23 protein-coding genes and 1 pseudogene are annotated in these 24,591 nt (G+C 65.0%); 15 read left to right on the top strand and 9 right to left on the bottom strand.

What is annotated here, in order from left to right; all coding sequences use genetic code 11:
- Entirely contained in the window at positions 1–1,005 is a 1,005-nt protein-coding gene (locus tag ACP7BV_RS17775; RefSeq protein ID WP_426105702.1) for an ABC transporter substrate-binding protein, read from the bottom strand.
- Positions 1,006–1,304: 299 nt separating this feature from the next.
- Positions 1,305–2,264: an XdhC family protein gene (locus ACP7BV_RS17770; protein WP_426105701.1), complete on the bottom strand. Its 960-nt coding sequence runs from the start codon at positions 2,262–2,264 to the stop codon at positions 1,305–1,307.
- Between the two features lie 90 nt (positions 2,265–2,354).
- Between ACP7BV_RS17770 and ACP7BV_RS17765 the strand changes: the two genes are divergently transcribed.
- Positions 2,355–2,960, top strand: coding sequence for a nucleotidyltransferase family protein (locus ACP7BV_RS17765; RefSeq protein ID WP_426105699.1), 606 nt, complete (start codon positions 2,355–2,357; stop codon positions 2,958–2,960).
- 30 nt (positions 2,961–2,990) lie between these two features.
- On the opposite strand, the gene ACP7BV_RS17760 is transcribed toward ACP7BV_RS17765, so the two are convergent.
- Complete coding sequence (locus tag ACP7BV_RS17760) at positions 2,991–3,680, bottom strand: pentapeptide repeat-containing protein (RefSeq protein WP_426105698.1); 690 nt, start codon at positions 3,678–3,680, stop codon at positions 2,991–2,993.
- Positions 3,681–3,790: 110 nt separating this feature from the next.
- Between ACP7BV_RS17760 and ACP7BV_RS17755 the strand changes: the two genes are divergently transcribed.
- Positions 3,791–4,417: a hypothetical protein gene (locus ACP7BV_RS17755; RefSeq protein ID WP_426105697.1), complete on the top strand. Its 627-nt coding sequence runs from the start codon at positions 3,791–3,793 to the stop codon at positions 4,415–4,417.
- Here ACP7BV_RS17755 and ACP7BV_RS17750 read toward each other — a convergent pair.
- Entirely contained in the window at positions 4,405–7,368 is a 2,964-nt protein-coding gene (locus ACP7BV_RS17750; RefSeq protein ID WP_426105695.1) for a CHASE domain-containing protein, read from the bottom strand. The two genes, ACP7BV_RS17755 and ACP7BV_RS17750, sit on opposite strands and share 13 nt — an antisense overlap.
- Positions 7,369–7,634: 266 nt before the next feature.
- On the opposite strand from ACP7BV_RS17750, the gene ACP7BV_RS17745 reads away from it, so the two are divergent.
- Positions 7,635–8,165 (top strand): ankyrin repeat domain-containing protein, encoded by a 531-nt coding sequence (locus ACP7BV_RS17745; RefSeq protein ID WP_426105693.1) that lies wholly within the window; start codon positions 7,635–7,637, stop codon positions 8,163–8,165.
- Positions 8,166–8,179: 14 nt separating this feature from the next.
- On the opposite strand, the gene ACP7BV_RS17740 is transcribed toward ACP7BV_RS17745, so the two are convergent.
- The 3 genes from ACP7BV_RS17740 to ACP7BV_RS17730 all read right to left on the bottom strand — a co-directional run bounded on the left by ACP7BV_RS17740 (position 8,180) and on the right by ACP7BV_RS17730 (position 9,579).
- Positions 8,180–8,671 (bottom strand): hypothetical protein, encoded by a 492-nt coding sequence (locus tag ACP7BV_RS17740; protein WP_426105692.1) that lies wholly within the window; start codon positions 8,669–8,671, stop codon positions 8,180–8,182.
- A gap of 67 nt (positions 8,672–8,738) precedes the next feature.
- On the bottom strand, positions 8,739–8,990 hold the full coding sequence (locus ACP7BV_RS17735; RefSeq protein WP_426105690.1) for a hypothetical protein: 252 nt from the start codon (positions 8,988–8,990) through the stop codon (positions 8,739–8,741).
- Positions 8,965–9,579, bottom strand: a complete 615-nt coding sequence (locus ACP7BV_RS17730; RefSeq protein WP_426105689.1) for a hypothetical protein — start codon at positions 9,577–9,579, stop codon at positions 8,965–8,967. Before ACP7BV_RS17730 ends, ACP7BV_RS17735 begins: the two co-directional genes overlap by 26 nt.
- A gap of 253 nt (positions 9,580–9,832) precedes the next feature.
- Here ACP7BV_RS17730 and ACP7BV_RS17725 point away from each other — a divergent pair, with 253 nt between their 5' ends.
- The 6 genes from ACP7BV_RS17725 (at position 9,833) to ACP7BV_RS17700 (ending at position 16,595) form a co-directional block, all read left to right on the top strand.
- Positions 9,833–10,615 carry a substrate-binding periplasmic protein gene (locus ACP7BV_RS17725; RefSeq protein WP_426105688.1) on the top strand — a complete coding sequence of 261 codons (783 nt, stop codon included), beginning with the start codon at positions 9,833–9,835 and terminating at the stop codon, positions 10,613–10,615.
- Positions 10,616–10,714: 99 nt separating this feature from the next.
- On the top strand, positions 10,715–11,977 hold the full coding sequence (locus ACP7BV_RS17720; RefSeq protein WP_426105686.1) for a sensor histidine kinase: 1,263 nt from the start codon (positions 10,715–10,717) through the stop codon (positions 11,975–11,977).
- A 139-nt stretch (positions 11,978–12,116) separates the two neighbouring features.
- Positions 12,117–13,757, top strand: coding sequence for a phosphoethanolamine transferase (locus ACP7BV_RS17715; RefSeq protein WP_426105684.1), 1,641 nt, complete (start codon positions 12,117–12,119; stop codon positions 13,755–13,757).
- Complete coding sequence (locus tag ACP7BV_RS17710) at positions 13,735–14,466, top strand: phosphatase PAP2 family protein (RefSeq protein ID WP_426105683.1); 732 nt, start codon at positions 13,735–13,737, stop codon at positions 14,464–14,466. The genes ACP7BV_RS17715 and ACP7BV_RS17710 overlap by 23 nt, the downstream gene beginning before the upstream one ends.
- Positions 14,467–14,518: 52 nt before the next feature.
- Positions 14,519–15,256, top strand: coding sequence for an SDR family oxidoreductase (locus ACP7BV_RS17705; RefSeq protein ID WP_426105682.1), 738 nt, complete (start codon positions 14,519–14,521; stop codon positions 15,254–15,256).
- A 148-nt stretch (positions 15,257–15,404) separates the two neighbouring features.
- Positions 15,405–16,595 carry a hypothetical protein gene (locus ACP7BV_RS17700; protein WP_426105681.1) on the top strand — a complete coding sequence of 397 codons (1,191 nt, stop codon included), beginning with the start codon at positions 15,405–15,407 and terminating at the stop codon, positions 16,593–16,595.
- Positions 16,596–16,723: 128 nt separating this feature from the next.
- On the opposite strand, the gene ACP7BV_RS17695 is transcribed toward ACP7BV_RS17700, so the two are convergent.
- Positions 16,724–16,918: a hypothetical protein gene (locus ACP7BV_RS17695; protein ID WP_426105680.1), complete on the bottom strand. Its 195-nt coding sequence runs from the start codon at positions 16,916–16,918 to the stop codon at positions 16,724–16,726.
- 314 nt (positions 16,919–17,232) lie between these two features.
- Positions 17,233–17,727, bottom strand: a pseudogene (locus ACP7BV_RS17690) (acyl-CoA thioesterase); the annotation flags it as partial.
- 102 nt (positions 17,728–17,829) lie between these two features.
- On the opposite strand from ACP7BV_RS17690, the gene ACP7BV_RS17685 reads away from it, so the two are divergent.
- From ACP7BV_RS17685 to paoC, 6 genes are all read left to right on the top strand, one after another.
- On the top strand, positions 17,830–18,729 hold the full coding sequence (locus tag ACP7BV_RS17685; RefSeq protein WP_426105678.1) for an alpha/beta fold hydrolase: 900 nt from the start codon (positions 17,830–17,832) through the stop codon (positions 18,727–18,729).
- Positions 18,726–19,403, top strand: a complete 678-nt coding sequence (locus ACP7BV_RS17680) for a glutathione S-transferase family protein (protein WP_426105677.1) — start codon at positions 18,726–18,728, stop codon at positions 19,401–19,403. The genes ACP7BV_RS17685 and ACP7BV_RS17680 overlap by 4 nt, the downstream gene beginning before the upstream one ends.
- Before the next feature lie 118 nt (positions 19,404–19,521).
- Positions 19,522–20,598 carry an NAD(P)-dependent alcohol dehydrogenase gene (locus tag ACP7BV_RS17675; protein ID WP_426105675.1) on the top strand — a complete coding sequence of 359 codons (1,077 nt, stop codon included), beginning with the start codon at positions 19,522–19,524 and terminating at the stop codon, positions 20,596–20,598.
- Positions 20,599–20,738: 140 nt separating this feature from the next.
- Positions 20,739–21,422: an aldehyde dehydrogenase iron-sulfur subunit PaoA gene (paoA, locus tag ACP7BV_RS17670; RefSeq protein ID WP_426105674.1), complete on the top strand. Its 684-nt coding sequence runs from the start codon at positions 20,739–20,741 to the stop codon at positions 21,420–21,422.
- Complete coding sequence (locus ACP7BV_RS17665) at positions 21,419–22,372, top strand: FAD binding domain-containing protein (RefSeq protein ID WP_426105672.1); 954 nt, start codon at positions 21,419–21,421, stop codon at positions 22,370–22,372. Before paoA ends, ACP7BV_RS17665 begins: the two co-directional genes overlap by 4 nt.
- Positions 22,373–22,375: 3 nt before the next feature.
- Complete coding sequence (gene paoC / locus ACP7BV_RS17660) at positions 22,376–24,571, top strand: aldehyde oxidoreductase molybdenum-binding subunit PaoC (protein WP_426105670.1); 2,196 nt, start codon at positions 22,376–22,378, stop codon at positions 24,569–24,571.
- Positions 24,572–24,591 lie beyond the last annotated feature (20 nt).

Raw genomic sequence — 24,591 nt, 5'->3', positions numbered from 1 at the left:
CTAGCGGATGATCCGGTCGGCGTCGGGCACGACCGCGCGCAACGGTTCGGGCCGGATGAAATCCAGGTAGGTCGGCACCACGGCGGGGACCGCGCCCTTGGCAATCGCCCAGCGTTCCTGGGCGGACAGGGCAATGAGCAGCGACTGGTCGAGCACCAGCGTGTAGTCGGCCGGATTGAACGCCTGGGCCAGTTGCGCCGGCGGCACCCCGATCGCCGCCCCCACTGCCGCACGCGCTTGCTCGGGCTGCTCTGCAATATAGCTATTGCTGGCCTTGATCGCGGCCAGCAGGGAGCGCAGCTCGGCCTGGTGCTGGGCGATGTAGGTCAATTTTCCTACGAGCAGGACGCGGTAGACAAATATATCCTCTCCGTACAAGGTGACCGCCTTGGCGCCGAATGTGTTGTTCAGGTGCGCCAGGTCCGGATGCCAGACCGTGACGGCATCGACCTTGCCCGCCTCCAGCGCAGCGACCAACTGCCCGGGACCCAGGCTCTGGACGTCGACGTCGGCGCGCGCGATATCGTTCACGTCGAGCAGCGTATCGAGGAAAAATTCGGCATTGGTGCCAACCACCGTCCCCACCCGCTTGCCCTTGAGCGCTGCGGCAGTGGTAATCCCCGCGTCGCGCCGGGCCACGATGGCCATCGTCTTGCGCGACTCGAATACCGTAGCCAGCGCGGCAATGCGTTCGCCGCGCAGCACGGCGTGCATGAAGGGCGTATCGGCCACCAGCGCCAGGTCGGCACTGCCGTCCAGCACAGCTTGCAGTGCCTGTTTGCCCAGCAAGAAGCGCTTCAATTCGACCTGCAAGCCTTGCTGCGCAAACAGCTTTTGCTCGCTGGCGGTGAACATGGAGCCGGCTGCCAGTTGCACCGGGATCGCCACCCGCACCAGCAGCAAGGGCGCTGCAGGCCGCTTGCGCTGCAGGCCGAACAGCAGCGCGCCGATGGCAAGGGCCGCAACCGTGCAGAGCAGGAAGGTGGCACGCTTCGACAGTTTCATGGACGGCAGAACCTTTCAATGGACCTGGTGGCTTTGCTCAGCCTACACTAAAATCCATGGATCAGGAGAAACACGAGCGTCCCAGCCGGGGCATGTGGTGTGGCCCGCACAAAAAAAGCCCACCACGAAGGGTGGGCTAAATCCAAATTCTTGGTAGAAAGTGGAGGAGACGGCGCAATGATGGTGCATGGCACCAAGAATGTCCATCGCCCGTCCATGGATTAGAACCACTCCTCGGTTTGCCAAGAAAAACCCAATCGCTGGGTTCGCTGTCGGTAGCTATTTGTTGGCGGGGGGACTCACGGCTGGGCCGGCGGCACGCCGAGGCCGTTGCGTACCGCCGTCAGTTGCGCCAGGATGGAAATGGCGATTTCCGGCGGCGTCTTGCTGCCGATGTACAAGCCGATGGGCGCGTGCAGGCGGTCGAGCTGCGCGGCGCTGACGTCGAACTGCAGCAGCCGTTCGCGCCGCCGCGCCGTGTTCAGGCGCGAACCGATCGCGCCTACGTAAAACGCGTCCGAACGCAGCGCTTCCATCAGCGCCAGGTCGTCGAGTTTGGGGTCGTGCGTGAGAGCCACCACGGCGCTGCGCCGGTCCAGCTTGAGCGCGAGCACCAGGTCGTCCGGCATGGCGTGCACCACTTCCACGCCGGCCACGTTCCAGCCGGCGCGCACCTCTTCGCGCGGGTCGCACACGATGACGTGATAGTCCAGGCCCACGGCCACCTGCGCGAGAAACTGTGACAAGGGCCCGGCGCCGATCACCAGCAAGCGCCAGCGCGGCCCAAACGTGTTGGTCAGCACGCCGTCCTGCAAGGCCAGGCCCTGTTCCGGCGCCGCCTCGCAAATTTCAACCCGCCCCGATGCCAGATGCACGCTGCGCGCCACCATGTGCTTGCGCTCCAGGCGCGCGAGCACGTCCTTGATGCCGCTCGCCCCCGATAGCGGTTCGCAGGCAAGGCGAATCGTGCCCCCGCACGGCAAGCCGAAACGGTGCGCATCGCCGGCCTCGACGCCATAGGTCAGCAGTTCGGGCGCGGCCGCAAAGCCGCCTTCCCTGGCGCGCGCGATCAGGTCGTCCTCGATGCAGCCGCCCGACACCGACCCGACGACAACGCCATCGGCCCGGATCGCCATCATGGCGCCTTGCGCGCGCGGGCTCGACCCCCAGGTCTGCACGACGGTGACGAGCTGGCAGCCAAAGCCGGCGTCCAGCCAGCCGTCAACGGTTGTCAATACTTCCCTGTCCATGCTGTTCATTGCGGCCTCGCCTCGGTAGAAGGTCGCATCGTAGTCGAAATGCCGGTTCGATGCGTAAAATGGGGCTTTTCAACGGTCGGCAAGGCGCTCATGGACGTGGTTGGCATACTGCTGGCGGCCGGGCGCGGACGGCGCTTCGATCCAACGGGCGCGCGCAACAAGCTGCTCGCCCCGCTCGCCGGCGGCGAACCGGTGGCGCTGGCCAGCGCGCGCACCATGCTGGCCGTGCTGCCCAGGGTCGTGGCCGTGGTCCCGTCGGCCGACGGCAGCCTGGCTGCGGCCCTGCGCGCCATCGGCTGCGAGGTCACCGCCGTCATCGGAAACGGGGCCGCCGGCGGCGACACCGAACGCGGCATGGCCGCCTCGCTGGTGCACGCAGTGCGCCATTCGCTGCCCGCGGGAGAGGCGTGGATCATTGCGCTGGCCGACATGCCCTACGTGCAGCGCGCCACCATCGCCGCCCTGCGCGACGCGCTCGACGCTGGCGCTGCCATTGCCGCGCCCGTGCAGGGCGGGCGGCGCGGCAACCCGGTCGCCTTTGGCCTCACCCACCTGGCCGCGCTGCTCGCCCTCGAAGGCGACCAGGGCGCGCGCGCCATCTTGCAGCAGCACGCCGTGACCGAGATCGCGGTCCGAGACCCAGGCATTTTTCAGGATATCGACACGCCTTCGGATTTGCCGCAGCGACGCGACTAAGCAATTTTCCCGGTATTGCCAACAGTGCGCCTAGCCCACCAGCAGACCCAGCTCGAGCATCAATTCGGCCGCTTGCCGGGTTGAGATGAGCGCACCCTTGAACAGTTTGGCGTTGGAAAGCTTGATGCCGGCGATGTCGGCGCCGCGCAGGTCGGCGCCCTCGAAGCGCGTATCCTTCAGGTGCGCGTTGCGCAGGCTGCACTCCTCGAACACGGTTTCCCGAAAGTCGCACCCGGACAAGTCGGCATCCTGGAAATCAAGTCCCACCAGATGCGCCTTCTTGAACGACATCCGGCAGCAATAGGCGCCGGCCATCAGCGACTGCGTGAAGACCAGGCCGAGCTGGCCCACTTCCTCGAAATGGGCGCCGGTCAGCTTGCACTCCTTAAAGCTGGCCGAGGCCATGCGCGCGCGGCGCCAAACGGTGTTGTTCAGGTCGCAGCTGGTGAAGTGCGCGTCGACCAGGTCGGCCGACTCGAAATCGGCCTGGCCAGCGCGGCAGCGCTGCCACTGCGTGCGCGCCAGGCTGGCCGCGTATAGGGACGTTTCCAGGAACGTGCAATTGTGAAACCGCGCTTCCTGCAAGTCCAGCCGCGACAAATCGGCGCCGTTGAAGTCGCATGCCTCGAACACCAGCGGCCCCTTGGCCTGCCCGATCAGGTGCCGCATGTCGTCGCGCGTGGGCGCAATGGCGCAAATGGTGACGGTGGAGTCTGGCATGGGGACAGGCGAGATGGCGGGCCTGCATTGTAGCTTGCCGCCGCCCTCCACAGCTGCGACGAGAAATTGCATTATTTACATTCTTGCCGAATATATCGGTATGATGGCGCATGAAAAAACGCTTCCTGCCCCTGTTCCTGCCCCTGTTCCTGTTCCTCCCCCTGTTCCTCCCCCTGCTGCTGTGCGCCTGCAACGTCTTGTCCGGCGCGCTGACCGACAAGGATGTCGCGACCTATATCCAAGCCTACAAGAACATTTCCGCGGCCACGCCTGAACTGGAAAAGCTCAAGAGCGAGAACCAGGCCGTCTCGCTGTTTACCTGCGGTCCATGCCGGGCCCGGCTTACAACGGCGGTGCAGCAGGCGGGCTACGCCGACCTGAAGAGCTTTATGGCGATGGATATCCGGATGCACGTCACGCTGCGCGCCTATCTGTATGTGGAAATTACCCGGATGGGGGGCGAAGTGGGGAAGTCGGTGGCGGCCGAGGATTTCTGCAAGATCAAGGAAAATATCGCGCGCTCAAGCGACCCCAAGGAAATGGCGCTGCAGTGCGAACGGCTGCGCACCTATTCCGGCTTTCTCGCCAAGGCGGGCGCCATTGCCGTCAAGCTGGCCGAAAAGCTGCTCAAGGAAGGCGACATCGAGATGGTCGCCAAGCATTTCAAACAAATCGTCGCCCTCGGCAGTCTTACGTATCCCGAGGAATTTAGCGGCGGCGGCGGCTACGACGACTGACCGGCTGGGGCCTCGACCAGCACTTCGCGAATTTTGTTGGCCAGTTCCTCGCGCCGGTATGGCTTACCCAGCAGCTTGACGCCAACATCGAGCCGCCCGTCGGTGGTGAGGGCATTGCGCGTATAGCCCGAGGTGAACAGCACGCACAGCTGCGGCAGCAGCACCCGCGCGCGCGCGGCCAGCTCGGTGCTGGTCACCGGCCCCGGCATCACCACATCGGTAAACAACACATCGATGGCCACTGCGCCGCTGATGATACGCAAGGCGCTCTCGCCGTCTTCGGCATGCAGCACCTGGTAACCGAGTTCGCCCAGCATATTGACGGCCGTGGCGCGCACGTCCGGATCGTCCTCCACCACCAGGATGGTCTCGCTGCCGCCCTGCGCCGGCGCTTCCCTCACTACCCGGCCGGGCGCTTCGGCCAGCTGCGAACGGGGCAGGTAAATCACGACCGTCGTCCCCTTGCCGGGCTCGCTGTCAAGCTCGATGTGCCCGCCGCTTTGCTTGACGAAGCCGTACGCCATGCTCAAGCCCAGCCCCGTACCCTGCCCCACCGGCTTGGTGGTAAAAAAGGGTTCAAAAGCGACCGCGCGCACTTCGGCATTCATGCCGGTGCCCGTATCGGCCACGCTCAGGCGCACATAGTCGCCAGCAGGCAAGTCGACCATGCGGCGCGCGTGTTCCGGGTCCACCGTGGCGTTTGCCAGCGCCACCGTCACGGTGCCACCGCCCGGCATGGCGTCGCGCGCATTAATGACCAGATTCAAGACCACGTTTTCCAGCTGGCCACGGTCGACCTGGGTGTTCCACAAGCCATCGGCAGTGTCGAACCGGATCTGCACCGCGCCGCCCAGTGCGCGCTGCAGCAGGTCGTCCATGTCGAGCAGCGTGCGCTGCAGGTTGACGACCACGGGCTGCAAGGGTTGGCGGCGCGCGAACGAGAGCAGCTGCGAGGACAGCTTGGCGCCCCGCTCGACCGCCGACTGCATGCTTTTCAAGCGCTTTTGCAAGCGCTCATCGCCCGCGCTCATCGACTGCATCAATTGCACGTTACCGCTGATAATATGCAGCACGTTATTGAAATCGTGGGCGATGCCGCCGGTCAGCTTGCCGACCGCTTCCAGGCGCTGCGCATGCTGCAGCGCGCTGCGCGCTTCGTCCAGCGCCTGCGTACGCTGCACTTCCAGGCGCTGCGCCACTTTGCGCTCCGAAATGTCGCGGATAAATGCGCTGACCGCGTAGCCGCCGGCCTGGGGGAAGCCGGCCAGCGCCAGCTCGACCGGAATCAAGGCGCCGTCCCGATGCTGCGCGTTCACCTCGATCACATTGCGCGCCAGCGTGCCCTGCCCGGTTTCCACGAAGCGCCGAAAGCCGGCGTTGTGCGCCGCGCGCAGGGCGGGCGGGACGATCAGCTTGGCCAGGTCGCGCCCGACCGCATCCCGGGCGCTCCAGCCGAGCAGCGTTTCAGCCTTGCCGCTCCAGTCGGTCACGACGCCGTCGGGCGCGACGGCGATAAAGGCGTCGTGCGCGTGTTCCAGGATGACCTTGACGCGCTGCTGTTCGCTTGCCAGCTGCTCGACCGTCACGCGCAGCGCCGATTCGCTTTCCTTCAGGCGGGTAATGTCGGTATGGGTGCCGATGGTACGCATGGGCAGGCCGGCCTCGTCGCGCGTGACGGCCATGCCGCGCCCGCGGATCCACTTCCAGCTGCCATCCTTGCAGCGCATCCGGTATTCGGCCTCATAGGTCTGCGAGGTGCTGCGCGCAAAGGCGTCGACAATGGCCAGCACCGCCGGCGCGTCGTCCGGATGGAGCAGCAACTCCCACGCGGCCGGCGTGTCGGCGATGTCCTCTTCGCTGTAGCCGAGCATTTCCTTCCAGCGCCGCGAATAAAGCGCTTCGCCGGTGCCGCTGTTCCAGTCCCATACCCCGTCGCCGGCGCCTTCGAGCGCGTATTTCCAGCGAAATTCGCTCTCGCGCAACTGCGCCGTGGTGGCGCTGGCCAGCGCCATGGCGCGTCCGCGGCCGGAAGCGAGCGACCAGACCAGCAGCGCGAACAGCGTGCTGATGGCCAGGCCGACGACGGCAATGACGGTGGGCCGGTCCGAGCGCATGCGCGCTTCGAACAAGGGCGCGGAGCGAAATTTCAGGTTCCATGGCCGTCCGCCGACGGCAATCTTGCGCGTTGCCTGGTACAGCGGCCGGTGCGTGGCGGCGGCCGCCGCCGGGGCGACGTACAGCAGGCTTTCGGGCGCCAGCGAGAGTCCGTCGTAAATGGTCAGCACGATGTCGCTGCCACGCTCGCCACCGATGCCCGCCATCAGGTCGTCCATCCGGAACGGCGCGCCCACCCACCCCACCAGGCTGGCGCGGCGCTCCTCGGGCGTGGCCGCCGGCAGACCGCGGCCGTACACGGGCAGGTACATGACCAGGCCGACCTGCTCGTGGCGCCCAATTTCCTGGATCAGCCGCACTTTGCCCGAGGCGGCCGCCTCGCCGCTGTCGCGCGCGCGTTCCATTGCCTCGCGCCGGGTCGGCTCGGTCAGCATGTCGAAGCCGAGCGCGCGCGGGTTCAAGCCGGTGAACGGTTCGATATGGGTGATGGCGCTGGCGCCGCCCTGCCGTCCGGGCGCGGCCAGCGCGGCCAGCGCAATGCCCTGAATGCCGGGAAACTTTTCACTGAGACGGAGCGCAGCGACGTACAGCTGGAAGTCTTCCCTGCGCACCTTCATCGATCCCATCAGGTAAGCCTGGGTGCCGCGTTCCACCTGTTCGTAGGTGGCCATGCGCTGCTCGATGCGGCGCACTGCCTGGCGAACCTGGTAGTCGAACTCGGATTGGGTGTTGCTGGCGACCTCGAACTGGGCCACGCGCCAGGCGCCAAACGTCACCGCCAGCGACAAGGCGCCCACCAGCAGCGCCAGGATCAATGGCGTACGCCGACCCCGCATGCGCCGCGCGACGGGAACCTGGTCCATACTTGCATTACGGGAAGCACGCAGTTTTGCCATAAATAGTCGTCGACGGAGAGCTGCGACCATTATGCGGTATGCGTCAGATTGCCGCCACCCAATACGCGATGCGGCGCCAGCTTGCCACCGCCGTGCGCCAGCGCACACAAGAAGCCCGGCGCCACGGGCATACTAGGGTTGGATTCCAACCCAACAATGAATACATCAATCCGCACAACAATTTGCACACAAGAAAGGGGCAAGCGATGCAAGCTGAAACCACCTCAAGCAGCCGTCCGGCCATGGATGCCGAGACGCTCGACTTCATCCGCGGCGTGTTCGCGCTGGTGCGCGCGGGCGATGCAGCGCGCCTGGGATCGCTGATCGACAAGGGTACGCCGGTCAACTTTCGCAATGACAAGGGTGACAGCCTGATCATGCTGGCCAGCTATCACGGCCACCTGGACACGGTGCGTTTATTGCTCGAAGCGGGCGCCGATCCGAACGCTGCCAACGACCAGGGACAAACGCCGCTGGCGGGCGTGGCCTACAAGGGCTATCTCGAGATCGCGGAACTATTGCTCGCGCACGGCGCCTGGATCGAGGGCGCCAGTCCCGACGGCAAGACGCCTTTGATGATGGCGGCCATGTTCAACCGGCCGGCGATCGTCGAGCTGTTCCTGGCGCATGGCGCGGCCATCGATGCCGTCGACAGCCGCGCCATGACGGCGCTGACGCTGGCCCAGACGATGGGAGCGCAAGATACCTTTGCCCAACTCACTGCCCGGCTGGGATAAGGAATAAGCGCCGGTTACGCGACGCGCACCCAGTCCATCACCCAGTTTGTTTGCCAGCTCGCGCCGGCATCGCGCGAACTGGCCTGCTGCCAGCGGCACGCGGCAGCGCTGATGTTGTCCCACATGCCACGCACTTCGACGGGGTGTTCGCCATCCATCCCGTGCGAAGTGAACACGCCCACCCCCTGTTCAAAATACCCTTCGCTCCCCGGCGTGAGCAGCACGCCGCTTTTCGCATTCACCCAAAAATCGGACCAGACCTGATTTTCCTTGTTCAGCAGGCGCAATCCCATGCCGCTGAAGTTGCGGGATGGAATGCGCAATTCCTCCACGCTCGCCGCGCCGTCCAGGATCGACCAGCAGGTCGCTTCACCGTCGAAACTGTCCCACACATCGACGCTGCCAGCTTGCAGCTGTCGATGGGCGATTTTCCACTGCCCCGACAAAAAATCGAAGTCGCCCGGCCTACCGATGGGGGGCATATTGCTGTTTGCTGCTGCTGTCATGTGGCTCGCTCTTAGGGCAATAGAAGCCGATATGGTATGGCGCGCTTGCACATCAGACAAGCCAAAATCAATGGAAAAGCGGCGCTCGCAACCGTGGCTTTAAACGAAATTGGTCCGTTCGGCTTTCAGGTTTATACGACGCTTTGCACCCCAATTGCTTGCTGCCTTTGGGCGCGACAAAATAAGATTTCGTTTCGTTACCCTGGGGCTGCTGCTGGCGCACCGTGAAGGCAAGACGGCGTGTGTCGGCAAAACTGCCTGCCACCTCGGCGCTTACCCGGTCGTATCGGCCGTCATTGAGCGCGATGTCGACGATCATGGCCTTGCTGTCGCCCAAGGCCAACAGCGCGCGGTCCATTTCGCGCCGCAATCCGCGCGGCCCAGTCAATATTGCGTTCCTTGAAAAAGGCATAGTCGAGACTGAAAATTTCCGCCATCGCCTTGATGCTGGTGAGCGCGTCGGTGGCGACCGGCAGGCGGCAGTTGGCCGGTATCTGCGCACTACGCTCAAGGGAGTAAGTGGCGGGCAACTCCGCGGATAAATAGAGATTGGCACTCACCCGCTCGGCATTGGCGGTGCGGGGAAATGTCATTTCCCTGAACACATCGCCGGGCGCTGTCACCATGTCGGAATAGCAAAACGACCTCGTTTCCTGAAACTGCGTGACAGCATTTTCTGTAATCTCCAGCATGCTTCCCTCGCCCGACACGCGCCAGGCACCCTGCAGATTGGCATCGAAATGATTACCTCGAAAAACTGTTCCGACGATCTCGTGCGTGCTCGGCGCAGCGGGCACAACAGGTTGCGCGGGGTGCCCGCCGCCGCATCCGGCGACACCTGCCACCAACGCAAGCATGGACAGTAGCGCGCCGGGTGTAGGCGAAACAGTCATCTGTTCAGTCATCATTATCGTTTGCATTTTTCCCGATCGGTCGGCGTTGGGTTGACGTCCGGTTCGATCCAGGCGGCGCCGGCGAAGGCGCCGGCGCAGTTAAACCCGGTGAACACCATGGTGGGGCAGGGCCGGAAGTCATGCCGGCATACCCAGGCACAAGTATCGGCTCGCGCTTGACAACATCTTCCCGGCGCAGGCGCGCCGATCCATCGGAGCAAACTCTGCTATCGTAAGCGGGCTTTTTCTACCGCTTACCCACTTGACCATGCCCATTGACCGATTGCGTCCATTCCTGCTCTGCCTTTGCCTGGCCGCCGCTGCGCCCGGCCGCGCGGCCGACACCGTCGTTTTGTACGGCGACGCCGACTATCCGCCCTATTCCTACGTCGACCATGGGCGCTTCACCGGCATCTACGTGGACCTGATCAAGCGCGCCGCTGACACGATGGGGCCGCAATTCAACGTGCAATTGCAGCCATTGCCCTGGAAACGCGGCTTGGCGGACATGGAAAGCGGCCGCGCTTTCGGCTTGTTTCCACCCGGACAAAAGAAGGAACGGCCGTACATCAGCGTTTATTCACTGCCGATGTACCGCGAAACCGTGGTCCTGTTCTGCAACGACACCATCATGAAGTCGCCGCGCGCCGCGTTCCCCACCGACTTCACGGCCCTGACTATCGGCGTGAATGCGGGCTTTTTGCTGTCGGGTCGCCTGATCGATGCGGCCAACAAGGGCTTGCTGCGACTGGCGCCTGCCAGCGGCAATGAAGCGAATCTTAAAAAACTCGCTCTGGGCCGCATCGACTGCTACGCGTCCGATCGCGGCGCGGCGCTGTATTCGCTCAAGCGACTCCATGCGGCCGGCGAGCTGGGCCCTTTCATGTTGCGCGAAGCGGTCGAGCTGTCCGGCGAGAACACGTACATCGGCTACAGCGCCGCCAACAATCCCCCCTACAAGGCCGCTTTCATCGCCAGGATGAACGCAGCCATCTTGGCGCTCCACAAAAGCGGCGCAGCGGCCCGGATCGAGAAATCTTACCTGCGCTGACCAATGATCGCGTCGCATGCTCCGCACAAGGAACCCGACGAACACAATGGACACAATAAGCGGCCTGCCGCCGCGCCGTCTATGGAAAGGATACAAACCATGAAACCTGTCAGTTCGCTGGGCAGCCGGATTGTCCGCGCTTACCTGTTGTTCGCCCTGGGCTGTTCGCTGTTCTTTGCGAGTGTGGCCGGCTTCGTGGTGGAAGGCATCGACTTCAAGATGGTGCACGAGCGCCTGCGGGATGTGGCCGCGTGGGCCGCGCCGCGCCACGAAGCCAAGCTGTCGGTGGCCATGCCCAGCGGCTTGATATTTCACCACGGCGAGGCGATCCCGCTGTCGCTGCGCAACTTGCCCGAGGGGGTGCAGGAAGTGGCGGTCGATGGCGTGCAGCTGCCGGTGTACGCCGGCCACACGGCCTCCGGCCCCTACGTGGTAGTGGACCACGCAAGCGATTACGGAAAAGTCGAAATCGCCGTCTATTCGCTGCTGGGCGTGGGCTTTTTGGGTTTTATTGCCATGTCGGTCTTTTTGGGCCGCTTCATGGCACGCCAGGTCGTCGCCCCGATCGAGGCGCTGTCGACGGCCGTGAGCGACGGCAGCGCGGACCTGCCGCTGCAAGAGCGCAACGATGAACTGGGAATCCTGGCGCGCGCCTTTGCCAGCCACACCCGGGAACTGCAAGCCTTTCTCGACCGCGAACGTTATTTTACCGGCGACGTCAGCCACGAACTGCGCACGCCGCTGACCATCATCGGCGGCGCCGCCGAGATCCTCGCGCTGCACACCGGTGCCGATCCGGCCTGGCAAGGCCCGCTCGAGCGCATTGCGCGCGCCGCCCGCGACGCCAGCGAGAGCGTGGCAATCCTGCTGCTGCTGGCCAGGTCGCCCGAACTGATCGCCTCGCAAGAATTGTCGATGAGCGCGGTGGTGCGCGAGGAAGTAGCGCGCCACCAGGCGCTGGTCGCCGGCAAGCCGGTCGTCCTGCAGCACGCCGGCGGCCTTGACTTTACCGTGCGCGCGCCGGCCCAGTTGGTGTCGGCGCTACTCGGCAACCTGATCCGCAATGCCTGCCTGTATACCAGTGACGGCGCCGTCAGCGTCGCGCTGGCCGAGCGCGCCATCATCGTGCATGACACCGGCAAGGGCTTGCCCTCTGCCATCCGCGCCATGCTGAACGGCGAGCCCGACGCCGCCCCGCTGCACGGTTCGGAAGGCACCGGTATCGGCCTGGCGCTGGTGATGCGCATTTGCCGTCAGCTGAACGTGACGTTGCGGGTGGACAATCCGGCTGCTTGCGGCACTGTCTTTACGCTACGCTTTCCGCCTGAATCAATCCATCCTGCATTTGCCTCGGAGATGTAGTTCTTACTCACAGTTAACGCAATCTTAACGCCGCCATCACACTGTGTTGACGCGGTAAGGCGTAGGCTGCGCCCCAAGGAGTGGGCTTGCGCATGCCAGCGCGGTGTTCGGGGCCCTCCGGTCACTCTGGAATGCCGCTTTGAAGCTTCGCCTCACCCGTCACACTCTTGCCGATTTCCTGCCGCTGATCGCTTCCCTGTTCCTGGTCGCCGTCGACAACTTTGCCTTTTGGAAGAGTTTTATCGGCGCCACCGCCGGCGGCCCGCTCGCTGGCGTGCCGGTGCAAGTGGGCATGTTCTTGCTGCTGGTGCTCACCTTTACTGCTTTCCTGGCGCTGATCAACTTTCGCTACGTCCTCAAACCAGTGCTGGTGCTGCTGCTGATCGTCACGTCGGTGGCCAGTTACTTCATGAACCACTATGGCACCCCGATCGACTGGTCAATGGTGCAAAACATCATGGAGACCGACACGCGCGAGAGCGTCGAACTATTTAGCTGGCAAATGGTCCTGTCGGTTCTGCTGCTGGGCGTACTGCCGGCGGTCCTGCTGTGCCTGGCGCCGCTGCGCTACGGCAGTGTGCGGCGCCAGATCGCCGTCAACCTGGGCACGCTGGCCGGGGCAGCGGTGGTGGCACTGCTGCTCCTGATGCTGATGTTCAAGTCGCTGGCCCCGGCGCTGCGCGAACATCGCGAGTTGCGTTTCTTGCTCACGCCAACCAATGTCATCCAGGCGGTCAACGGCTACGCGCAGCGCAAATTCACGGCGCCGGTGGTGGTCGCGGCGCTGGGCACCGATGCCCGCAAAGGGCCGCTTTGGAGCGGCCAGACGCGGCGCACCGTCACCGTCATCGTGGTTGGTGAAACGGCGCGCGCCGCCAATTTTTCGCTCAACAAGTATGCCCGCCCAACCAACCCGCTGTTGGCCAAGCAGGCGGGACTGGTTAATTTCAGCAATATGCAGTCGTGCGGCACAGCCACCGCAGTCTCGGTCCCTTGCGTCTTTTCCGCGCTGGGGCGCCACAATTATACGGACACCCGGGCGCGCAGCCAGGAAGGCTTGCTCGATGTCTTCAAGCACGCCGGCCTCGATGTATTGTGGCTGGATAACAATTCCGGCTGCAAGGGCGTGTGCGACCGGGTCCGCAAGCAAGACGTGTCGGTGCCGGTCAAGGGCGACCCGCTGTGCAACAGCGAGGAGTGCTTCGACGAGCGATTGCTGCGCGACTTGCCGGAAATCATACACAACGCGCGCCAGGACCTGGTGATCGTGCTGCACCAAAAGGGAAGCCACGGGCCTGCCTACTGGAAGCGCTATCCCGACCGCTTCAAGGTTTTCGGTCCCCAGTGCGAAACCAACGACTTGTCCAAATGCACGCGCGAAGCGATCGTGGCCGCCTACGACAACACCATTTTGTACACCGACTTCGTGCTGAGCAAGACGATCGATCTGCTCAGGGACAGCGCAATACGCGACGACGTCGACACTTCGCTGATGTATTTCTCGGACCATGGCGAGTCGCTCGGCGAAAACAATCTGTACCTGCACGGCGCCCCGTACGTGATCGCGCCGCAGGAACAGCGCCACGTGCCCTTCATGCTGTGGTTGTCGGACGGCTTTCGCGAGCGCTTCAAGCTTGACGGCCAATGCCTGGCCGCGCGCGCCGACCAGGAGTTTTCTCACGACAATATCTTCCACTCGGCGCTGGGCATGCTCGATATAAATACCGCGATCTACAACCCGAAACTGGACCTGTTCAATGCGTGCACCCATGCACGCTGACCCGCTGCTCGACGCGCCCGGCGCCACGGCCAACGGGTGGCTGCCGGCGCTGGGCGCGCTGCTGGCCGCCGCGCTGGTCATTGTGTGGATTGGCGCTTTTACCGACATCGACCTGACACTTGCCGACGCTGCCTTCGACCGGACGGCGATGGCGTTTCCATGGCGCCACGCGTGGCTGACCGAAGTATTTGCCCACGTGGCGCTCAAGCGCGCGCTGACCGTGCTCGGCGTCCTCTTCATCCTGGCCGCGGCGTGGGACCTGATCTGGCCGCGCGCCTGGAGCGCCCAGCGCCGCCTGCAGATGCGGCTGGTGGCGCTGTCGGCGATCCTGGTGCCGACCGCCATTTCGCTGCTCAAGCACATGAGCAAGTCGCATTGCCCTTGGGACTTGCAGCGCTACGGCGGCGTCGAGCCCTATGTGCGACTGCTTGACGCCATGCCGCATGGAATCATTGCCGGCAACTGCATGCCCGCCGGCCACGCATCGACGGCGCTGTGGATGGTGTCGCTGGCTGTGTTCCTGTTGCCCGCCCGACCGCGCGCCGCCGCCATGGCCGCCGTGATCTTGCTCGGCGCCGGTTTTTTGGTGGGCTGGATGCAGCAGATGCGCGGCGCGCACTTCCTGACCCATACACTGTGGTCGATGTGGATTGCGTGCGCCACCATCGGCGCCCTGTACGCGCTCCTGGCACGGTTGGCGAAGGCGTAAGCTGGGGCGAGGGAAAAATGTACCATGCAGTTTTCTCTTGAAAGGAAGACGCATGAAGATGAAAGCGATCGTCACCGGACATACGCGCGGCCTGGGCGCTGCCATCGCCGGCGAACTGCTGAACCGGGGCGTGGCCGTGCTCGGCTTGGCGCGCGGAAAGTCTGCTGAACTCGATGAGCAATTTCCGGCACTGTTCGACCAGGTCGAGATTGACCTTGGCGACAGTACCGCCCTTGCCTACTGGATCGCCGGCGGCGCGCTCAAGGATTTTTTTGAGGATGCCTCCCTGGCGCTGCTGGTCAACAACGCGGGAACCGTGCAGCCGGTCGGGCCGCTGCACGAGCAAGATCCGCTGGCGGTAGGCCGCGCGGTGGCGCTCAATGTGGCCGCGCCGCTGATGCTGGCGGCCGCCGTCGTGGCCGCCACGCCGCTGGCGGTCCGGCGCGTGCTGCATGTATCAAGCGGGGCCGGCTCCAGCGGCTACCCGGGCTGGAGCGTGTATGGCGCCACCAAGGCCGCGCTCGACCACCATGCGCGCTGCGCCGCGCTCGACGAGGTGCCTGGCCTGCGCGTGTGCAGCCTGGCGCCGGGCGTGATCGACACCGCCATGCAGGCGGAAATTCGGGCCACGCCGGTCGAGCATTTCCCCAACCGCCAGCGCTTTATCGACTTGGAGCGCAGCGGGCAGCTCAGCACGCCGCAAGCATGCGCCACGCGATTGGTCGACTATTTGCTCAGCGCCGCATTTGGCCGGCACCCGGTGGAAGATTTACGCGCCGTAGCAGAATAGTTAACAACGCCTGCGCTTGACGGTAAAGCGCGACGCGACAAGCCTATATCGAGGTTTTGAAACCTTTGCTTACGAGTGATACAGACTGGCCACGGCCTGGCCGGACCGACTGGCGTAGGATCGTCGGCCTAACCCGGAGGAGTCCGCCATGACCAGCCTGAAACGCTTCTTGCTACCGATCGCCTTGCTTGCGGCGCCGTTTGCCGCCCCGCATGCCTTTGCGGACGAGCGCTACGACCGCGCGCCCAGGCAAGTGTATTGGGATGGACACTGCAGGATTGAGCAGCGGGTCAATCGCGATGGCGAACTGGTGGAGCGGCGCCGCTGCCGGGGCGACGGCGATGCGGGCCGGCGCTACCGCGACGCGCGGCAGTATCCGGACCTTGAACCTCGGGAACGGCGCTACCCCGACTACCGCGACCAGCAAAGCGCCGAGCCTGCTCAATTTGTGCAGTACGAAGAGCCGGCGCCACTGGAGCCGCCGGCGCCACTGGCGCCACTGGCGCCGCGCAGCGTGACCAGGGCAGTACCGGTGGCCAAGGCGCCGCGCATGGTGGCCCAGGCGCTACCGGTGGCCAAGCCGCCGCAGGTGCCCGTCAAGGCAGCCCTCGTGATGAGCGCGCCGCGCTTGGCGGCCAAGGCGCTACCGGTGGCCAAGCCGGTCCCGGTCGTGGCACCACGCATGGCGGCCAGGGCGCATCCGATGGTCAAGCCGGTAGCGGCAGTGACGTCACGCATCGCCGTAAAGACTGCACCCTTCACGCGCCTTGCGGCCAGGGCAGCGGTGCCGCAGCCGCGCCTGGTGGCGAAGGCCGTGCCAGCACTCAAGAGCGCGCGCGTCGTGGATCACGTAGTCAACCTGGCCAAGGTGGACACGGCGCCAAAACCGCAGCGCATCGCACTCAAGGCTGCGGCCCCGGTGCCACCCATGGTTGCCAAGGTTCAGGCGGCACCCCAGGCACCGCGCATCATGGCAAAAATTGAACAATCTCCCGTCCAGCCTGCACTAAAAGCGCCGCGCATGGTGGCAAAGGCCGCACCGGTGGCCGCGGCAGCGCGTGTCGTTGCCAAGGCCGAGCCGGTGGCCGAGACTGCACGCCTGACGGCAAAAGCGGAGCCGGTGGCCAAGTCGCCCGGCAACTACCCCAAGGCGGACTGGCTGGTGCTGCTACCGTCCGACGAAGCGCGCGCCCAGGCGGTGGTGAACGCGCCGCTGGTGGCGGCCAAGCCCGCAGCCAAACCGAGCGTATATGACAAAGCCGAACGCGACCTGCGCATGCGCGATTACGAGTTGTACGTCGCGCGCAAAAGTAGCGATCCGTACAGCAACCTGAAGTGACGCCAAGCGCTGCGGGGCATCAATTGCTTCCTCTCCCCTCTGCCTTAGGCCACTGGGCAATGCCATAACGGGCCAGGATAGCGTTGAGCTGTCCCGACCGGCGCAGCTTCCTGATCCCGCTGTCGAGCTTATCGGCGATCAGGCGCGCGCTGCGGGTTCGCTGTCGACAAGCCGACCGCCAGCTTCTGATTGGGCAGGCAGCCCGCCTCCCGGAACTGGAGCGGCTCCTTGCTGTCGCGCACGCCCATGTCGTACACGTCGGACGTCATGAGCACGGCATCGGCGCGCCCGGCCGCCAGGAACTGGAAAATGCGCTTGGTCATGCCGCGTGAACCTATGAACTCTTCGGTTCGGATCCGGTGCCTGTTCGCCGCAATATATTTTTCAAGGTCGCCAAAGCCCGCTTCCTTCAGGTAAGCGAGGCGCATGCCCGACAATATCGACGATATAACCCTTGCGCAGCGTGTCGCCTTCACAATGCTGGGGGCACCAGTCGTCCGCCACCAGCCTGACCGGGGCGACGGCAGTCACAGCCATCGGCGCCGTTGCGGCCGCGGCCGGGCACGCCAAGGCCGCCGCCAGCATCGCCGGCATCGCGCAGATCACGCTGGTGCGCTCGCTCATGCCCGGTCCCTATTTTCCGATGCTGCCCGTGCAGCGCCTGGCGCGACAATTTGCGCTGCTCGGCTCTGACCCAGCGCGCGCGCTGTTCGTCGTTGGCAGGTTCGAGCGTGGGCACGCGCACCGGTTTGCGCTCGGCATCGACCGCCACCATCGTGAAGTAGCAGCTGTTGGCATGGCGAACGACGCGTTGCTGGATGTTTTCAGTGACCACGCGAATGCCCACTTCCATCGAACTGTTGCCCGTGTAATTGATACACGCGAGGAAGGTGACCAGCTCGCCGACATGGATCGGCTGCAGGAACATGACCTGGTCGACCGACAAGGTCACCACATAGCTGCCCGAATACCGGCTGGCGCAGGCATAGGCCACGCTGTCGAGGTATTTCAGGATGGTGCCGCCGTGCACATTGCCGGAGAAGTTCGCCATGTCCGGCGTCATCAAGACCGTCATCGTCAGCTCGTGGGCCAGCCAGCCGGGCGCGTGGGTCCGCTGCGTATCTTCGGTCATCGTGTTTCCTTATGGTTCGTCTGCTCTGCATGATATCTCAGGCAGAACTTGACAGTCTGGAACATTTTGGTCGAGTATGTCCTGGTCCAATCAGGAGTCACCATGTCAACTTTCAGTCGCCGCGTTTTCCTCGCCACCGTCTTTGGCGCCGCGCTCGCCACACTGGCGCCCGCCTTCGGCGCCGATTTTACTTCCGGGCGCATCAGCGTCACCACCGAGGGCCAAGGCAGTGACGTAGTCCTCATTCCAGGCCTGGGTTCGTCGCCGCGCGTGTGGCGCGAAATGGTGCGCGCCGTGCCGGGCTACCGCTACCACATCGTCCATGTCGCCGGCTTTGCCGGGCGGGCCCCGGAGCAAAATACGCAAGGCTTCGTGGCCGCGCCCGTGGCCGAGGAAGTGGCGCGCTACATCGCCGAGCGCGCCCTGGTGCGCCCGGCCGTGATCGGCCACTCGATGGGCGGCACCATTGGCTTGATGATCGCGGCAAGGCATCCGGACGCCCTGTCCAAATTGATGGTGCTCGACATGGTGCCCTTCCTGGGCGCGTTGTTCGGGCCGCCCGGCACCACCGCCGACAGTATCCGGCCCGTGGCCGATGCGATCAAGGCTACGATGAACACGCCTGATCCCGTGGCGCGCCAAGTGCGCTCGAGCGCCACGCTGGCCGGCATGATCGATAACGTCGCCATGCGCGAGGGCGCGCTGGACGACTCGATGACGAGCGACCAGGAGCTGGTCGCGCGCGCCATGCACGAGCTGGTCGTCACCGACCTGCGCGGCGAATTGCCGCGCATCGGGGTTCCGGTGACGGTGCTGTACGTCACGTCCAAGGGACCGGGCATGAGCGACGCGGCCATCGACGCCGGCTACCGGCAAGCGTATGCGCCCATCAGGAACGTCACGCTCGAGCGCATTGCCGCCAGCGCACACTTCATGATGTGGGACCAGCCGGAACAGTTTCAGGCCGAAGTGCGCACCTTCCTGGGCCGGCCGGCGCGATGATCGCGCTGTACCACAGCGTGGCGGCGCGTTCGTTCCGCCCCTTGTGGGCGCTGGAAGAATTGCAGCTGCCGTACCAGCTGACGGTGCTCGCCTTTCCGCCCCGGGTGCACGAGCGCAGTTTTCTGGCAATTAATCCGCTGGGGACGGTGCCGGCCTTTTTCGACGGCGCCACCCGCATGACCGAATCGGCGGCCATTTGCCATTACCTGGGCGTGAAGTACGGGCCGTCGCCGCTGGTGGTCGGCGCCGACGAAACCGATTTCGGCGCCTTTTTGAACTGGCTGCATTTCGGGGAAGCGACGCTGACGTTTCCGCAGACGATCGTGCTGCGCTACGAGCGCTTCGAGCCGGCCGAGCGGCGCCTGCCGCAGGCCGCGCAAGACTACCGGCGCTGGTTTTTGGGCCGCCTGCGCACGCTCGAGCCTTTGCTGGCGCAGCACGATTACCTGTGCGCCGGCCGCTTCACGATGGCCGATATCTCGGTCGGCTATGCACTGCGGCTGGCGCAGTTTCTTGATGTTGAAGCTGAGTTTCCAGCACCCGTGCGGCGCTACTGGGAACGGTTGCAGCAACGCGATGGCTATCAACGGGCCTGCGCGGCGGAAGTGGCGGCGGCACTTGCGCAAGGGGTCAGTGCGCTGCCGGCGCCCGCCATTCATGCGCCCAGCTCATAGGCTCATGCCGATTGCACCCCTAATCATGGCATTTATCGCGAGTACACTATTGCCATGCCCTGCTGCGATAGCCATTCCTATTCGCAACAAGACCTGTGAACACATGAAAGGGATCAGCATGACAAACCAAGTACTTGCCTACGCAGCCACGGCGGCCGATGTCGACCTGGCCCCGCTGCGCGTCGAACGGCGCGACCTGCGCCTTGACGACGTGCTGATCGACATTTTGTACTGCGGCGTGTGCCACTCCGACCTGCACAATGCCCGCAACGACTGGGGCAATGCCACCTACCCCATGGTGCCCGGCCATGAGATCATCGGGCGCGTGGCGCGCGTGGGCGAGGCCGTCACGCGCTTCAAGCAAGGCGACCATGTCGGCGTGGGCTGCATGGTGGACTCGTGCCGGCACTGCAAGCCGTGCGCACAAGGCTACGAGCAATACTGCGAAGAAGGCTCGACCTACACCTACAACGGCGTCGACCGGCAAGATGCGCGCCCCACTTTCGGCGGCTACTCCGAAAACATCGTCGTGGCCGAAAAATTCGTGCTGAAGGTGCCCGCTGGCCTGGACCTGAAAGGCGCCGCGCCCCTGCTGTGCGCCGGCATCACCACCTGGTCGCCGCTGCGCCACTGGAACGTTGGCGCGGGCAGCAAGGTGGCGGTGGTCGGCCTGGGCGGCCTGGGCCACATGGCGCTGAAACTGGCCAAGGCGCTCGGCGCCGACGTCACGCTGTTGACCCGCTCGCCCGGCAAGGAAGACGACGCGCGCCGCCTGGGCGCGCACCGGGTGGCACTGTCGACCGACAAGGCGCAGATGGCCTCGCTGCGCGGCCAGTTCGACCTGGTCATCGATACCGTCCCTTACGTGCACGACTTGAACGCCTATCTCCCCACCCTGGCCGTGGACGGCACGCTGGTGCTGGTCGGCTACCTGGGGCCGCTCGAACCAATGCTCAATTCGGCCCCGCTGGTCATGGGCCGCAAGTCGGTGGCCGGTTCGCTCATCGGCGGCATTGCCGAGACCCAGGAAATGCTCGACTTCTGCGCCCAGCATGGCATCACGTCGGACATCGAAATGATCGATATCGGCCAGATCAACGAGGCTTACGAACGGCTGCTGAAGAGCGACGTCAAGTACCGCTTTGTGATCGACATGGCGTCCTTGAAGACTGACGGGCCCGTTGCGAGCGCTTGAATGTGCGCCGCACTGGTTCGGCCACGAGGCGCCAGTCCAGGCGTGCCAGGCAAATACCAAATGTATTCTAGAATCGTGGACACTGCAGCCCACAAGCCTCGCATGGGCCGTCAATACATCAGCCAAAGGATGCGCACCACATGGACGACTTCATTGAAACCAGAATCTCCCGGCGCGGCCTGCTGATTGCAGGCGCATTGGGCGCAACGGCGGCAGCCGTGCCCACGGTCGGATTGGCGTCGGATGGCGCCGCACCTACCGCAGCACCTACCGCAGCACCTACCGCAGCACCTACCGCTGCAGCACCGCCGGTCATGGCGAAGGTCACGTTGCAGGTGAACGGCCAGCGCCACGCGCTCGAACTGGACACCCGCACCACGCTGCTCGACGCGCTGCGCGAACACCTGCACCTGTCGGGCACCAAGAAAGGGTGCGACCACGGGCAATGCGGCGCCTGCACCGTCATCGTTGACGGCCGGCGCATCAATGCCTGCCTGAGCCTGGCCGTGATGCACGAGGGCGCGGCCATCACCACCATCGAAGGCCTGGGCACGCCGGACAAGCTGCACCCGATGCAGGCTGCCTTCATCAAGCACGACGGCTTCCAGTGCGGCTATTGCACGCCGGGGCAGATCTGCTCGGCCGTGTCGGTGCTGGACGAAATCAAGCAAGGCATTCCGAGCCATGTCAGCGCCGACCTGAACCAGAGCCCGCGCGTGACGGCCGAGGAAATCCGCGAGCGCATGAGCGGCAACCTGTGCCGCTGCGGCGCCTACTCGAACATCATCGACGCCATCACCGAAGTGGCCGGGGGAACAGCATGAGGGCCTTCACCTACCAGCGCGCGCAAAGTCCGGCCGAAGCAGCGGCCGCGGCGCTGCGCACGCCCGGCGCCAGGTTCATCGCCGGCGGCACCAATCTGCTCGACCTGATGAAGCTGGAAATTGAAACGCCGCTGCACCTGATCGATGTGAATGGCCTGGCCCTCGACAAGATCGAGCAGCTGCCTTCGGGCGCGCTGCGGGTGGGCGCGCTGGTGCGCAATACCGACCTGGCGGCCGACGCCAACGTGCGCCGCCACTACGGCGTGCTGGCGCGCGCCCTGCTGTCGGGCGCCTCGGTCCAGCTGCGCAACAAGGCCACCACGGCGGGCAACCTGCTGCAGCGCACGCGCTGCGCCTACTTTTACGATACCAACCAGCCGTGCAACAAGCGCGTGCCCGGCAGCGGTTGCTCGGCGCTGGGCGGTTTCAGCCGCCAGCACGCGATCATCGGCGCCAGCGACGCCTGCATCGCCACCCATCCGAGCGACATGGCGGTCGCCATGCGCGTGCTCGACGCCCAGGTCGACACGGTACGGCCCGACGGTTCCGTGCGCGTCATTCCCATCGCATCGTTCCATCGCCTTCCGGGCAATACGCCGCACCTTGAACATGCGCTGGAGCCGGGTGAACTGATCACCAGCGTCACCCTGCCCCCGCCAGTGGGCGGCAAGCACTTTTACCGCAAGGTGCGCGACCGCTCGTCGTACGCGTTTGCGCTGGTCTCGGTGGCGGCCATCGTCCAGCCCAACGGCAGCGGCCGGGTGGCCCTGGGCGGCGTGGCCCACCAGCCGTGGCGCAGCGAGGCTGCGGAACAACAACTGCCGGGCGGCGCCAAGGCCGTGACCGACCAGTTGCTGGCCGGCGCCAAGCCCACGCGCGACAACGTGTTCAAGATAACCCTGGTCCAACGCACGCTTGCCGCGGTGCTCGCCGACGCGAAGAAAGGCTGACCCATGAAATTCGACACTCCCGCCACCACCAACCCGATCGACCAGTTGAAGGTCGTCGGCCGCGCGCATGACCGGATCGACGGCCCGCTCAAGACCACCGGCACCGCGCCCTACGCGTACGAGCAGCACCAGGCTGCCCCCAACGCCGCGCATGGCTACGTGCTGGGCGCGGCAATCGCCAAGGGGACCATCGCGTCGATCAATGTCAGCCACGCCAAGCGCGCGCCCGGGGTGATCACCATCGTCACCGCCGAGAACGCGGGCAAGCTGGGCAAAGGCAAATTCAATACCGCCACGCTGCTCGGCGGCCCGGGCATCGAGCACTACCACCAGGCCATCGCGCTGGTGGTGGCCGACACGTTCGAGCAGGCGCGCGCGGCGGCCAAACTGATCGACGTCAAGTACAACAAGGCGGACGGCGCGTTTGACCTGGCCGCCGCCCGGCACAGCGGCGCCGTAGCCAAGCACAAGGAAAACCCGGACCATGCCACGGGCGACTTTAACGCCGCCTTTGCCGCCGCCCCCGTCAAGCTCGACGCCGAATACAGCACCCCGGACCAGAGCCACGCGATGCTGGAGCCGCACGCGTCCACCGCTTCCTGGAACGGCGACAAGCTCACGCTGTGGACCTCGAACCAGATGGTCGACTGGAGCCGCGGCGACCTGGCCAAGACGCTCGGCATCGCCAAGGACAAGGTGCGCCTGATTTCGCCGTATGTCGGCGGCGGCTTTGGCGGCAAGCTGTTCCTGCGCGCCGAAGCACTGCTCGCCGCGCTCGGCGCGCGCGCGGCCAAGCGCCCGGTCAAGGTGGCGCTGGCGCGTCCGCTCATCTTCAACAACACCACGCACCGCCCCGCCACCCTCCAGCGCATCCGCATCGGCGCCACGCGCGACGGCAAGATCAGCGCCATCGGCCACGAATCGTGGTCTGGCGACCTGGCCGGCGGCCAACCCGAAAACGCGGTGCAGCAGACCAAATTGCTGTACGCCGGCGCGCATCGCATGACGGCGGTCCGCCTGGCCGTGCTCGACCTGCCTGAAGGCAACGCGATGCGGGCGCCAGGCGAGGCGCCGGGCCTGATGGCGCTGGAAATCGCCATGGATGAAATGGCCGAGAAACTCAAGATGGACCCGGTTGCCTTTCGCATCCTCAACGACACCAAGGTCGACCCGGAAAAACCGGACCGGCGCTTTTCGCAGCGGCGCCTGATCGACTGCCTGCGCAGCGGCGCCCAGCGCTTTGGCTGGGACAAGCGCAGCAGCATGCCGGGCGTCACGCGCGACGGGCGCTATCTGGTCGGGATGGGCATGGCGGCCGGGTTCAGGAACAACCTGGTGATGAAGTCGGCAGCGCGCGTGCGCCTGGACAAGAAAGGCGTTGTCACGGTCGAAACCGACATGACCGATATCGGCACCGGCAGCTATACCATCATCGCCCAGACCGCAGCCGAAATGATGGGCGTGACGATGGACAAGGTCGTCGTGCGCCTGGGCGACTCCGATTTTCCCGTCTCGGCCGGCTCCGGCGGCCAGTGGGGCGCCAACAGCGCCACCGCCGGCGTGTACGCCGCCTGCATCAAGCTGCGCGAAGCGGTGGCGCAAAAACTCGGCATGCCAGCCGACGCGCAGTTCGCGGCGGGCCAGGTCAGCGCCGGCGGGCGCACGCTGCCCCTGGGCCAGGCCGCCGAGGCGGGCGAACTGGTGGCCGAAGACAAAATGGAATACGGCGACCTGGACAAAAAGTTCCAGCAGTCGACATTCGCCGCGCATTTCGTGGAAGTGGGCGTCGATCTTTACACGGCCGAAACGCGGGTGCGGCGCATGCTCGCGGTGTGCGCCGCCGGCCGCATCCTGAACCCCAAGTCAGCCCGCAGCCAGGTCATCGGCGCCATGACGATGGGGGTGGGCGGCGCGCTGATGGAGCACCTGGTCGTCGACAAGCGCAGCGGCTTTTTCGTCAATCACGACCTGGCCGGCTATGAAGTACCGGTGCATGCCGACATCCCGCACCAGGAAGTCATTTTTCTAGACGAAACGGACCCGATGTCTTCGCCCATGAAGGCGAAAGGTGTGGGTGAACTGGGCCTGTGCGGCGTTGGCGCGGCCGTTGCCAACGCCGTCTACAACGCCACCGGCATCCGCGTGCGCGACTATCCGCTGACGCTGGAAAAGCTGCTCGCCAAGATGCCGCTGGTTTAACAATCTGCTCGTTTAACAAT

Source organism: Massilia sp. TSP1-1-2 (assembly GCF_049896185.1).
In the GTDB taxonomy this organism is placed as follows: domain Bacteria; phylum Pseudomonadota; class Gammaproteobacteria; order Burkholderiales; family Burkholderiaceae_D; genus Telluria_A.
Note: the sequence above shows the minus strand (reverse complement) of the source record. Positions and strands in the feature narration are given on the sequence as shown.